The sequence below is a fragment of the Burkholderia sp. BKH01 genome (assembly GCF_025685725.1).
Taxonomy (GTDB): Bacteria; Pseudomonadota; Gammaproteobacteria; order Burkholderiales; family Burkholderiaceae; genus Burkholderia; species Burkholderia pyrrocinia_C.
Genome location: NZ_JAOTQT010000023.1, coordinates 46,754 through 58,537 on the forward strand (window position 1 = coordinate 46,754; position 11,784 = coordinate 58,537).

The 11,784-nt window shown below is 68.4% G+C and carries 12 protein-coding genes; 6 read left to right on the forward strand and 6 right to left on the reverse strand.

Annotated features, from left to right (window positions below; all coding sequences use genetic code 11):
- Positions 1-45 precede the first annotated feature (45 nt).
- Complete coding sequence (locus OEJ37_RS26690; protein ID WP_174417942.1) at positions 46-684, forward strand: FMN-binding negative transcriptional regulator; 639 nt, start codon at positions 46-48, stop codon at positions 682-684.
- Positions 685-733: 49 nt separating this feature from the next.
- Here OEJ37_RS26690 and OEJ37_RS26695 read toward each other — a convergent pair whose 3' ends face one another.
- Positions 734-1,315 (reverse strand): thioredoxin family protein, encoded by a 582-nt coding sequence (locus OEJ37_RS26695; protein ID WP_175943856.1) that lies wholly within the window; start codon positions 1,313-1,315, stop codon positions 734-736.
- A gap of 220 nt (positions 1,316-1,535) precedes the next feature.
- On the opposite strand from OEJ37_RS26695, the gene OEJ37_RS26700 reads away from it, so the two are divergent.
- The gene (locus OEJ37_RS26700) at positions 1,536-2,276 is read left to right on the forward strand and encodes a response regulator (protein ID WP_174421010.1); all 741 of its coding nucleotides are present in this window, start codon (positions 1,536-1,538) and stop codon (positions 2,274-2,276) included.
- A complete protein-coding gene (locus OEJ37_RS26705) occupies positions 2,273-3,595 on the forward strand; it encodes an ATP-binding protein (protein WP_263347159.1) in 1,323 nt (440 codons plus the stop codon). The genes OEJ37_RS26700 and OEJ37_RS26705 overlap by 4 nt, the downstream gene beginning before the upstream one ends.
- 18 nt (positions 3,596-3,613) lie before the next feature.
- Here the strand turns inward: OEJ37_RS26705 and OEJ37_RS26710 are convergent, their stop codons facing one another.
- From OEJ37_RS26710 to OEJ37_RS26720, 3 genes are all read right to left on the reverse strand, one after another.
- Positions 3,614-4,345: a metallophosphoesterase family protein gene (locus tag OEJ37_RS26710; RefSeq protein ID WP_263347160.1), complete on the reverse strand. Its 732-nt coding sequence runs from the start codon at positions 4,343-4,345 to the stop codon at positions 3,614-3,616.
- Positions 4,346-4,455: 110 nt separating this feature from the next.
- Entirely contained in the window at positions 4,456-4,992 is a 537-nt protein-coding gene (locus OEJ37_RS26715) for a GNAT family N-acetyltransferase (protein WP_263347162.1), read from the reverse strand.
- A gap of 12 nt (positions 4,993-5,004) precedes the next feature.
- Positions 5,005-5,637, reverse strand: coding sequence for a LysE family translocator (locus OEJ37_RS26720; protein ID WP_263347165.1), 633 nt, complete (start codon positions 5,635-5,637; stop codon positions 5,005-5,007).
- A 303-nt stretch (positions 5,638-5,940) separates the two neighbouring features.
- Here OEJ37_RS26720 and OEJ37_RS26725 point away from each other — a divergent pair, with 303 nt between their 5' ends.
- The 3 genes from OEJ37_RS26725 to OEJ37_RS26735 all read left to right on the forward strand — a co-directional run bounded on the left by OEJ37_RS26725 (position 5,941) and on the right by OEJ37_RS26735 (position 10,081).
- Positions 5,941-7,143: a porin gene (locus OEJ37_RS26725; RefSeq protein ID WP_263347167.1), complete on the forward strand. Its 1,203-nt coding sequence runs from the start codon at positions 5,941-5,943 to the stop codon at positions 7,141-7,143.
- A gap of 100 nt (positions 7,144-7,243) precedes the next feature.
- Complete coding sequence (locus OEJ37_RS26730; protein ID WP_263347169.1) at positions 7,244-7,675, forward strand: GFA family protein; 432 nt, start codon at positions 7,244-7,246, stop codon at positions 7,673-7,675.
- A 480-nt stretch (positions 7,676-8,155) separates the two neighbouring features.
- Positions 8,156-10,081: an SMP-30/gluconolaconase/LRE-like region family protein gene (locus OEJ37_RS26735; RefSeq protein WP_263347172.1), complete on the forward strand. Its 1,926-nt coding sequence runs from the start codon at positions 8,156-8,158 to the stop codon at positions 10,079-10,081.
- 34 nt (positions 10,082-10,115) lie between these two features.
- On the opposite strand, the gene OEJ37_RS26740 is transcribed toward OEJ37_RS26735, so the two are convergent.
- Both OEJ37_RS26740 and OEJ37_RS26745 read right to left on the reverse strand, forming a co-directional pair.
- Positions 10,116-11,066, reverse strand: a complete 951-nt coding sequence (locus OEJ37_RS26740) for a c-type cytochrome (protein ID WP_263347174.1) — start codon at positions 11,064-11,066, stop codon at positions 10,116-10,118.
- Positions 11,063-11,749 (reverse strand): c-type cytochrome, encoded by a 687-nt coding sequence (locus tag OEJ37_RS26745; protein ID WP_175918599.1) that lies wholly within the window; start codon positions 11,747-11,749, stop codon positions 11,063-11,065. Before OEJ37_RS26745 ends, OEJ37_RS26740 begins: the two co-directional genes overlap by 4 nt.
- Between the last annotated feature and the right edge of the window lie 35 nt (positions 11,750-11,784).

Sequence of the window (11,784 nt, forward strand, 5' to 3'; positions counted from 1 at the left end):
CCAGCGCCCGAGCCATTTCAACCCCTGCACGACCGTGGAGCCGACATGTACGTCCCCGCCGATTTCAACGAGCCCAACCCCGATGCGCTGCGCGAACTGATCGTGCAGCATCCGTTCGGCAGCCTGATCACGCACGGGAAGAACGGGCTCGACGCGAACCACATCCCGTTCGAGCTGCTGCCCGGCGACGGCGGGCTCGGCGAGCTGCACGCGCACGTCGCGCGTGCGAATCCGGTCTGGCAGGACGTCGCGAACGGCGACGAGGTGCTCGTGATTTTCCGCGCCGGCGACGCGTACATCTCGCCGAACTGGTACCCGAGCAAGCACGTCGCGCACCGGCAGGTGCCGACGTGGAACTATGTGGTCGTGCATGCGCACGGCCGTATCACGGTGCGCGACGACGAGAAGTTCGTGCGCGGCGTGGTCGCCCGGCTGACGCGCACGCACGAAGCGTCGCAGCCGGTGCCGTGGAAGATGGGCGACGCGCCGGCCGATTATCTCGACACGATGCTGCAGGCGATCGTCGGGCTGCAGATCGAGATCACGCGGCTCGTCGGCAAGCGCAAGCTCGGGCAGAACAAGGCCGAAGCCGATATCCGCGGCGCGGGCGACGCGCTGGTTGCGAACGGGAAGCTTGCGATCGGGGAAGCGATGCTGGCGGCGGCCGACGCGAAGCGCGGGTGAGCATGACGCGCGCGCGGGCGGGCGAGCGCCGCGCCCCCGCGCCGGCAGGTTACTGCGTGCGCGTCGTTCCCTTCATCCCTTCTCCCGCCTGCGCGAGCGCACCGCGAATCGCTGCCTCGGTCTTGTCGTACCCGCCTTCGCCATAACGCGTATAGACGACCTTCCCGTTCGCATCGATCAGGTACAACGCGGGCCAGTACTGGTTGCCGTACGCGCGCCACGTGTCGTAGCGGTTGTCCTGCGCGACCGGATACCGGATCCCGAAGCGCTTGATCGCATCGGCGACGTTGCCCGCGTCGCGCTCGAACGGATATTCGGGCGTATGCACGCCGACCACGACGAGCCCCTGGTCGCGATACTTCCGATACCAGTCGTTCACGTACGGAATCGTATGAATGCAGTTGATGCACGAGTACGTCCAGAAATCGACCAGCACGACCTTGCCGTGCAACTGGTCGAGCTTGAGCGGCGCGCTGTTGTGCCAACGGTCGATGCCGGTGAAATCGGGTGCCGGCGTGCCGGCCAGCGAGGTCGTCATGCCCGCGTCGTCGCGGGTGCCGGCGAAGGCGGCGAGCCCGGCCGTGGCGGCGAGGGCGATGACGAGGGCGGCGGTCTTGAGTCGGGGCAGCATGGCGTTCTCCTGATCGGGAGGCCGCCGCTCGGAGCGGCGGCCGGACGGGTTTCGACAGGCCCCATTAGGCTGCGCCGACGTATCCGAGATATGTCCGGCGAGCCGCGCGTGTGCAATGTTGTGTGTCGTCGCGGCCGCGCGATACATTGGGATACAAACACGTGCCCGCCGTGCGGTATAACAGCGGACATCGCCAGCCTGAACTACCCGACACCGACTCATGGACAAGATCGACCACGTGCTGATCGTCGACGACGATCGCGCGATCCGCGAACTGATCGCGGACTACCTCGAGAAGAACGGCATGCGCGTGTCGCTGGCCGCGAACGGCCGCGAGATGCGCAACGTGCTGGACGACGGCGCGCCCGACCTGATCGTGCTCGACCTGATGCTGCCGGGCGAGGATGGCCTCACGCTGTGCCGCGACCTGCGCGCCGGCAAGTTCCGCACGGTGCCCGTGCTGATGCTGACCGCGCGCGGCGAGGAAACCGACCGCATCATCGGCCTCGAGATGGGCGCCGACGACTACCTGGCCAAGCCGTTCGCGGTACGCGAGCTGCTCGCGCGGATTCGTTCGGTGCTGCGCCGCGCGCGCATGTTGCCGCCCGGCATGCAGGTGACGGAAACGGCCGAGTTGCTCGCGTTCGGCGAATGGCGGCTCGACACGACGGGGCGCCACCTGCTCGACGCCGAAGGCACGCTGGTCGCGCTGAGCGGCGCCGAATACCGGCTGCTGCGCGTGTTCCTCGACCATCCGCAGCGCGTGCTGACGCGCGACCAGCTGCTCAACCTCACGCAGGGGCGGCAGTCCGACCCGTTCGACCGGTCGATCGACCTGCTCGTGAGCCGGCTGCGCCAGCGGCTGCGCGACGGTGCGCGCGAACCGCGCTACATCAAGACCCTGCGCAACGAGGGCTACGTGTTCTCGTCGGCCGTGACCGCCGTCGACGGTACGTCATGAGCGCGCGCACGCTGTGGCACTGGCCGCGCTCGCTGTTCGCGCGGCTCGCGCTGATCCTGTGCGTGGGCCTCGCGCTCGCGCAGACGCTGTCGTTCTGGCTCACGGTGACCGAGCGCGACCAGGCGACCACCAACCTGATGATGGGCTACATCGAGCGCGAGGTCGCGAGCTCGGTCGCGCTGCTCGACCACCTGCCGCCCGCCGAGCGGGTCGCGTGGCTGCCGCGCCTCGCGCGGCGCAGCTATGCGTTCATCCTCGGGCCCGGCGAAACGGGCACGCCGCCGGAAGCGCGGCTGTCGGCGCGCGTCGAGCGGTCGATTTCCGACGGCATCGGCGGCGACTACCCGCTGACCGCGAACGCGATCCCCGGCGACCGCGAACATCTGCAGGTGCATCTGCGGCTGACCGACGGGTCGCCGCTGACGATCGACATTCATCCGATGTCGACGGTGCCGCTGTCGGGCTGGCTGCCGGTCGTGCTCGTGCTGCAGCTCGCGGTGCTGGCCGCGTGCTGCTGGCTCGCGGTGCGGCTCGCGACGCGTCCGCTCAAGCAACTCGCGCAGGCCGCCGACGCGCTCGGCCCCGACCTGAAGGGCGAACGCCTGAACGAGGGCGGGCCGTCCGAGGTCGCGCGCGCCGCGCGTGCGTTCAACGCGATGCAGGACCGCATCGCGCAGTACATGGCCGAACGCATGCAGATCCTCGCGTCGATCTCGCACGACCTGCAGACGCCGATCACGCGGATGCGGTTGCGCGTCGACGTGATGGACGACGACGTGCAGGGCACGAAGTTGCGCCAGGACCTGCTCGAGATGGAGCATCTGGTGAAGGAGGGTGTCGCGTATGCGCGGACGCTGCACGGCACCGAGGAAGCCGCGCGCCGCATCGATCTCGACGCGCTGCTCGACAGCATCGTGTGCGACTACACGGATGCGGGGCAGGACGTCGCGCTGCACAGCCGCGCGCCGCTCGCGCTCGTCACGCGGCCGAAGGCGCTGCGCCGCATCGTCGGCAACCTCGTCGACAACGCGCTGAAGTTCGCGGGCGCGGCGGAGATCGACGTGCACGCCGCGCCGGACGGCGGTGCGGTCATCGCCGTGCTCGACCGCGGGCCCGGCATTCCGGACGATCAGCTCGACGCGGTGTTCGAACCGTTCCGGCGCGTGGAGACGTCGCGCAACCGCGAGACGGGCGGCACGGGGCTCGGTCTTGCGATCGCGCGGCAACTCGCGCTCGCGATGGGCGGCACGCTCACGCTGAACAACCGGCCGGACGGCGGCGGGCTGGAGGCGAGGCTGACGCTGAGGAATGCGGGGTGATGGGGAGACGCGGGCGCGTCAGCACCGGCCGGTGCGCAGCGCGATGGCCCAGTCGTCGCGCTCGCGCGATGCCGCGGTGGCGGCGGCCGTGTGCCAGTCGTATTCGACCGCATGGAATTCGACGTTCCAGCCGGCTGCCGTGCGCGACACCATCGCGTAGCGCGCCTGCGGCGAGCCGGTTTCGATCCGGTGCGGATGCGGCAGGTCGTCCGTGTACGCCTGCAGCCCGACGCTGCCCGGGTTGACGATCAGCCGGCCGTCGGCGAGCTTCGCCGTGCGCGGCACATGCGTGTGGCCGCACAGGATCAGCGATGCCCGCGCGTCGCCCGCGCGCTGCGCGATCTCGTCGGGGGTGGCCGCGCGGCAGCCGTCGGGCGTGACCGTTTCGAGGAAATAGACGACGTCGCTGGCCGGCGTGCCGTGCACCATCAATACGTCGTCGAGCGTCACGCGTTCGGGCAACGCGGCGAGCCAGTCGAGATGGTCGGCGCGCAGCATGTCATGCGCCCAGCGATCCGACAGCCCCATCGACTCGCGATCGCCGCTGAGCAGTTGCCGTTCGTGATTGCCCTTGATGGTCGGCAGGTCGAGCGCGATCAGGCGGTCGGCCGTTTCGGCCGGATGGAGCGCGCCCGACACGATGTCGCCGAGATTGACGATCACGTCGGCGCCGCGGCGGCGGACGTCGTCGAGCACCGCGTCGAGTGCGGCGAGGTTGCCGTGGATGTCGGACAACGCGGCGATTTTCATGGCGGATCGTCGAGGCAAGGAACGGCGATTGTCGCCAATTCGGCGCAGGCCGTCCAATGGCGTGCGCATGCGAAGCGGTGAGCGTTTGGCGTGAAGCCGCGGGTTGCGCGTCAGTCGGTCGCGAGCCGCGCGTACATCGCGAAATCGCCCGGCGTGCCGCGCACCATCTTGTATGCGCGCAACAGCCCTTCGTAGCGGTAGCCGCACTTCTGCAGCACGCGCGCGGAGCCTTCGTTGCTGGTCAGCACGACGGCCTGCATGCGCATGAAGCCACCGTCGGCGAATGCCCACTCCGTGACGGCGGTACACAGCGCGCTCGCGATCCCGCGCCCCCAGTGCGACGGCGCGAGATCGTAAGCGATTTCCGCCGAGCGGTTCACGGTCGATACGGTATGCAGGCCGATCGTCCCGGCGAGTGCGCCCGATGCGTCGTCGATCACGGCGAGACGGCGAACCGAATCGGGGTCCGTCGATTCGATGGCGTCGAACAGCGGCAGCAGATCGTCGGGCGAGCGCAGGTTCCAGCTCGTGTGACGGAAGACGTCGGGGTTCGACAGGTACGCATACCACGCGTCGAGGTCGGCACGTTCGATCTGGCGGAGCGACAGACCGAGAAAGCCGGAGCGGGGCGGCGTTGCGATTTTCATCGGAATCCGCCCCTACGCGGCATGACGCCGGTACAGCGCCAGCGAGCCGGCGAGCGCGAGCAGCATCGCGCCGCATGTGCGTTCGAGCCACAGCGCGCCCGAGCGCTTCAGCAGCCGCACCGCGCGTTCGCCGAGCAGCGCATAGCCGAACATCACGGCGCCGTCGAGCAGCGCGAACGTGACCGCGAGCGCGACGTATTGCGGCGCGAGCGGCGCGGACGGATCGAGGAACTGCGGCAGGAACGCGGAGAAGAACAGATAACCCTTCGGGTTCGTCACCGCGGTCAGGAAGCTCTTCGCGAAGATCGACGCGTTGCGTTCGGGCGCCGCGCCGCCATGCGCGGCGGCGACGTCGAGCGAACCCTTCGACGTCAGCAGCCGGATGCCGACATACGCGAGGTACGCGGCGCCGAGCCACTTCACCACCGAGAACCAGAACGCCGACGCCATCAGCAGCGCCCCGAGGCCGAGCGCGACCGCGACGATCAGCACGAGGTCGGACAGCATCGCGCCGGCGAAGCCGTAAGCCGCGCGGCGCACGCCGTAGCGCGAGCCGTTGGTCAGCGCGAGCAGTACGGTCGGGCCGGGTGTCGCGATGCCGACGAACGCGACGGCGGCGAAGATCAGCAGGGTCGTTTGATGCATGGAGGAGCTCTCGAGGGAAGGCGCGCGTTCGATTATCGGGTGCGTGCGCCCGTGCTGTACAGGCACGGCGATCGTGCGCGTGGCCGCGCTTTCGACTATCTCGACTTTGGCAAGAAACTGTTTTCATTATTGCGCTTTAGTCTGGGACCGGTTCCATCTACCATGGCGGCCGCAGCGGGCCTGCCCGCCGCGACGCCGCGCGCGGACGCCGTCGGCCTCGCACTGCCGGCGAATCTCGCCGCCCGCGCGCTACTCGCAACATCAAGCCAGAACAACGGGCTCACCGCCCGGAGACACAAGACCATGAACAAGCAACTGATCGCAGCACCGCTGCTGCTCTCGCTCGCGGGCATCGCTTCCGCGCAAAGCTCCGTCACGCTGTACGGCATCGTCGATGCGGGTGTGACCTATCGCAGCAACGAACGGGTCGGCTCGGTCGGCTCGGCCGGCTCGTACACCGGGCATTCGAGCGTCGGGCTCACGACCGGCAACCTGTCCGGCAGCCGCTGGGGCATCAAGGGTTCCGAGGATCTCGGCGGCGGGATGCGCGCGCTGTTCGTCCTCGAGAACGGCTTCGACATCGCCAACGGCACGTCGGGCCAGGGCGGCCGCCAGTTCGGCCGGCAGGCATTCGTCGGCATCGGCAGCGACCGCTACGGCTCGGTCACGCTCGGCCGCCAGTACACGTCGCTCGACGACTTCGTGAGCCCGGTCGGCCCGTCGTCGTTCATCGGCGGGTTCGGCGCGCATCCGGGCGACATCGACGATCTCGACCAGACCGCGCGCGTCGACAGCTCGATCAAGTACACGAGCGCCAACTATTCGGGCTTCACGTTCGGCGCGCTGTACGGCTTCGGCGGCCAGCCGGGCAGCATGAAGCAGCGCAACACGTGGAGCGTCGGCGCGGCGTACGCGGCGGGCCCGCTGCGTGTCGGCGTCGGCTACGAGCGCTCGGACAACAGCAAGACGGGCGCGACCGACCCGACTGCGGGCAAGTGGCAGAGCACCGACGACGGCCTGTTCAACTCGTCGATCAACGAAGGTTATGCGAGCGCGCAGTCGCAGCAGATCATCGCGACGGGGGCGACGTACGACTTCGGCCCGGCCGTCGTCGGCGTGAACTACAGCAACGTGCAGTACCGCAGCGGCGACCGTTCGCTGTTCGCCGGCCACGCGACGTTCAACGTCGCGGGCGTGTTCACGCGCTGGAACGTGCGGCCGCAGACGCAACTGTTCGCCGGCTACAGCTACACGCGCGGCAGCGATGTCGATGGCGTCGACGATCGCGCGCAGTATCACAACGTCACGCTCGGCGCCGTCTACGACCTGTCGAAGCGCACCAGCGTGTACCTGCTCGGCGCGTACCAGCATGCGTCGGGCATGACGCTCGATGCGCTCGGCCGGCCGGTGGCCGCGACCGCGTCGGTGTCCGACAAGGCGAACGGCCATTCGTCCGACTCGCGCTCGCAGGCGATCGTCAGCCTCGGGCTGCGCCAGAAGTTCTGACGCGTAGCGGTCGTTGCGGTCGCAACGTCATTCGCAGCCGGTGCGGACGACGGTGCACGCCGGCTCCTATACTGTCGCCTCTGTTCTTCGAGGAGACGACATGACCCGAACGCAATCCGCGCGCTGCCTGTGCGGCGCCGTCACCGTCACGCTGCGCGGCGAGCCGGCGGCGCGCGCGAACTGCCATTGCGCGACCTGCCGCGATTTCTACGGCACGCCGATGCTGTCCGCGACCGCGTGGCCGCCGGAGCGGGTTGCGATCGACGGCGGCAACGCAACGTTCCCGCATCCGTCGAAGTCGATGTCGCGCACGTGGTGCGCGTCGTGCGGCGAGATCGTGTTCGGAACGAACCGGCTCGGCATGCGCGTCGTGCCGAACAGCCTGACCGCGCGTGCGCACGGCGGGCAACTGCCGGACGACCTGCAGCCGACGATGCACCTGTTCTACCGGCAGCGCGTGATCGACGTCGTCGATGCGCTGCCGAAATACCTCGACGGCTGGGACGGCCCGACGCTCGACAACGCGAACTGAACGATCGCGACCGCGTGCCGGCACGGCCGGTGCGCGGCTTGTTCGGCTGCATCCTTCTTCCCCGCTCCTTTCTTCCGCATTCCGTTCCGCCCGCCGCGTTCGCAGCACGCCCGATACGCCGATTTGCGAAAATCCGATTGCGCCGGATAATATTTTTTCTCTTTCATTTTAATTTCGATTTGTAATCATCGAGCCCACACCGGGGAATGAGAAAGCAATGCGGGCATGTCAGAAAAAATGACGCATTCGCATTGGGTGAACCGGAAGAAAATGCCGGGAAAAAGCGCCGAAATCGCGCCGCTGCCAGGCCGTTGCGGCGCGGTGTGCGAGTTTGACCATCATTGACGAAAAAGCGCCGGACGGCATAAAGCACGTGGTGAATAATTCGGGATGACGGGGAATGCGCGTTTGCCGGAATCACCAATATTTCATGCGTCGCGATTTACAGTGTCGACAAACGATCGTCCGGGAGCACTATTCATGTCAATGAAACAAATTCGCGCGGCATTGCTGGGGATGTGCATGGCCGTGCTGGCGCCCGCGAGTCACGCGCAGGTGCAATACACGACCGACTGGCTCGCGAACACGTTCGGCACGCTGGCCGCGCACGTGGGCAACGGCGCGCGCTCGATGTGGGTCGCCCCCGAGGGCGTGATCTACACGGCGTCGCGCTGGGACGAGAACGCGGGCGGCGTCGCGATCTACCAGAACGGCCAGCCGCTCGGCACGATCGGCATTCATGACGAATTCCAGGGCGGCGCGATCACCGGCAACTCGACGTCGCTGTTCGTCGCGCTCGGCTACAACCGCACGTTCGGCAGCGGCTCGGTGGGCCGCTACAACCGCGGCACGAACCTGCGCGACCTGCGCATCCCGGTCAGTGTGTGGACGGGCGTCCAGTACGCGGACGTGATCACGGGCCTCGCGACGGCCGGCAACCTGCTGTACGTGAGCGATTTCTACGGCAACCGCGTGCGCGTCTATACGACCGACGGCGTCTGGCAGCGCGACATCGGCGTGTCGGGGCCGGGCGCGCTGGCGCTCGACGCCGCCGGCAACCTGTGGGTCGCGCGCAAGAGCGCAGGCGTCGTCGCGCAGTTCAGCGCGACCGGCACGGCGATGAACACGATCCAGATGGCGGCCGGCGCGCGGCCGGCGTCGCTGTTCTACGACGCGTCGATGGGCCAGCTGATGGTGGGCGACGAAGGGCCCGACATGAACATCAAGGTCTACAGCGGGCTCCTCGGCCTGCCGATGCAGGTCGGCACGTTCGGCGTGCAGGGCGGTTATCTCGACACGACGACGGGCATCAAGGGGCAGGTCGGCGACAAGCGCTTCACGCGCGTCGCCGCGCTCGGCAAGGATTCGGCCGGCAACCTGTACGTGCTGAACAACGCATGGGGCGGCGGCTGGGATCTCGGCCGCAACGGCAGCACCGACCTGCATTCGTACAGCCCGACGGGCGCGCTGCAATGGAAGCTGCAGGCGCTGAACTTCGAGGGGATCGCCGCACCCGATCCGGTGACGGATGGCGCGTTCTTCTACAGCGGCAACAACGTGTACACGGGCTCGGCGGGCGGCACGTTCGTCGCGAACACGGTCGACCCGTTCACCTATCCGAAGGACCCGCGCCTCGACATGAAAGATTATCAGCGCGGCCAGCACTTCGGGCAGCTCGTGATGGTCGGCGGCAACCGGATCCTCGTCGCGTCGGGCCAGAACCCGGGCAACTTCAACTTCTATTACTTCAACACGGCGAGCGGCTATATCGCGATTCCGGCCGGCTCGCTCCCGGGCAAGCCGTTCAACACGACCCTGCAGGTCACCGCGGGCTTCGATATCGACGGCAACGGCGACGTGTGGGCAGGGCTGAACGGTTCCAACGTGATTTCCCGCTACCCGATGACGGGCTTCGACGCGACCGGCAAGCCGTCATGGGGCAAGCCGACGACCACGCCCGTGCCGAGCACCGTGGCGCCGGTCACGCGCATCATCTACCAGGCCGACAGCGACACGATGATCCTCGCGCAGGGCCTCGCGGGCAACTGGGACTGGACCGCGATGAACGGGCACATCGAGGTCTATCACGGCTGGAAGAACGGCAACACGAGCGCGCCGAATCCGGTGATCAACCTGACGAGCGCGAACCCGAAATCGATCGCGGCGGCCGGCCACTACCTGTTCGTCGGCTACGTGCACACGGTGCCGAACATCGACGTGTTCGACCTGAACTCCGGTGCGCTCGTCACCACGCTGACGAATTCGAACACGTCGGCGATGGACGTCGGCAACGACGTCGACTCGATGTACGGCGTGCGTGCGTACCTGCGCTCGACCGGCGAGTACGTGATCACCAAGGACAACTACAACGGGACGAGCATCGTCGTGTATCGCTGGCGTCCGTGACCGCACCGGCGGGGCCGGCCGGTGCGGCGTGGCGTCATGGCGCGCCGAGCACTCGGCCGTTCACGCGGAGCCCGTACATCGAGTCGGGCGAATCGTGGAACTTCGCGCGCGTGTCCGGCACGGAGCCCGTGAAACGCGGGTCCTGCGGACGTTCGTGGCTGTCCATGAAGGTCGCGACGTCCCATGCTTCCTGATCGGTCAGCGTGCCGCCGAGCCCGAGCGGCATGTTGGCCTTGATGAAGCCGGCCGCGTTGCGGATGTCGCCCATCCCCGCGCCCCAGTTGAACGAGCGCGCACCCCACAGCGCCGGGAAGGCCGGCTTGCCGCCGCTCGACTGCCCCTGGCCGTCCGCGCCGTGGCACAGCGCGCAGTGCTGCGTGTAGACGGCGGCGCCGCGCGCGTAGTCGGCCTTCTGCGCGGGCGGCGGCAGTTTCAGGAAGCCTTGCCCCGGCAGCTTCGTGCCGACCGGCGCGCCCTTCGCGAGCCAGTACGAATAGGTTTCGAGCGCGACGAGGATCGGGTCGCCGGCCGGCGGCGCCTTGCCGTTCATGCTGTAACGGAAGCAGCCCTGCAGGCGCTCGGCGAACGTGTTGACGTGCCCGTTCTTGCTGCGGTAGGCCGGATACAGCAGGTACGCGGCCCACATCGGGCTCGAATCGGGCCGGCGGCCGGCGTCGAGGTGGCAGCTCGCGCAGGTCAGCTTGTTGCCGACGTACTTGCCCGCGAACTCGGGGGTGTGCAGGAAGATCTGCTCGCCCAGCTTCACGGTTTTGCCGAAGTCGTCGGCGGGCATCGCGGATTCGGCGGGCGGCGTGAATGGTTTGGCCGCTGTCGCCGCGGTTGTGGCCGGTGCCGGTGTGGCCACGGGTGCGGATGCGGTAGTCGGCGCGTCCTGCGGCGCCGCCGCGAACGCGAGCGCGGGCATCCAGGCCGCGCCGAGCAGCGTGGCGCGTGCGCGGCGGATCAGCGTCGTGCGGTCGATCATCGCTTGTCTCCTTGTGCGGCGCCGCCGCGCGCATAGTAAGCGGCCACCGCGTCGATGTCGGTATCGGACAGCTTGCCGGCGATCATCGGCATCAGCGCCATCGGCCCGGGCGGGCGCGTGCCGTGTTTCCAGCCGTTCAACTGGCCGGCGATATACGCGGCAGGCTGCCCCGCGAGTGGCGGAAACGCGGTGCCGACGCCGAGGCCGCCGGGGCCGTGGCACTGCGCGCATGCAGGCAGGCCCTGCGACCAGCGCCCGCGCGTCGCGAGCCACGCGCCGGTGTTCGCGGGATCGATCGACGCGTCGTCGGGGGTGAAGACGCCGGCCGGTGCGGGCAGGCTCGCGAAGTACGCGGATACCGCGTCGCGTTCGTGCGGCGTCAGCAGTTTCGACAGCGGCTGCATGACGGGATTCTGGCGGCTGCCGTCCGCGAACGCGGCAAGCTGCGCGGACAGATACGCGGCGTTCATGCCCGCGAGGCGCGGGAAGCCGGCCGCCGCATTGCCTTCGCCGTGGCTGCCGTGGCAGCCGATGCACGCGGCGACGCCCGTCGCCGAGCCCTGTGTTGCGAGCGTCTTGCCGAGCGTCGCGTCGTCCGCGTGTGCGTGGCCGGCCAGCAGTGCCGCTGCGGCAATCAGCAGCGGTGCGATCCGGTATCGCCGTGTGTCGACCGTATCGTTCACGTGTCCCCTCCTTGTTGTATGTCGCGTGCGCGCCG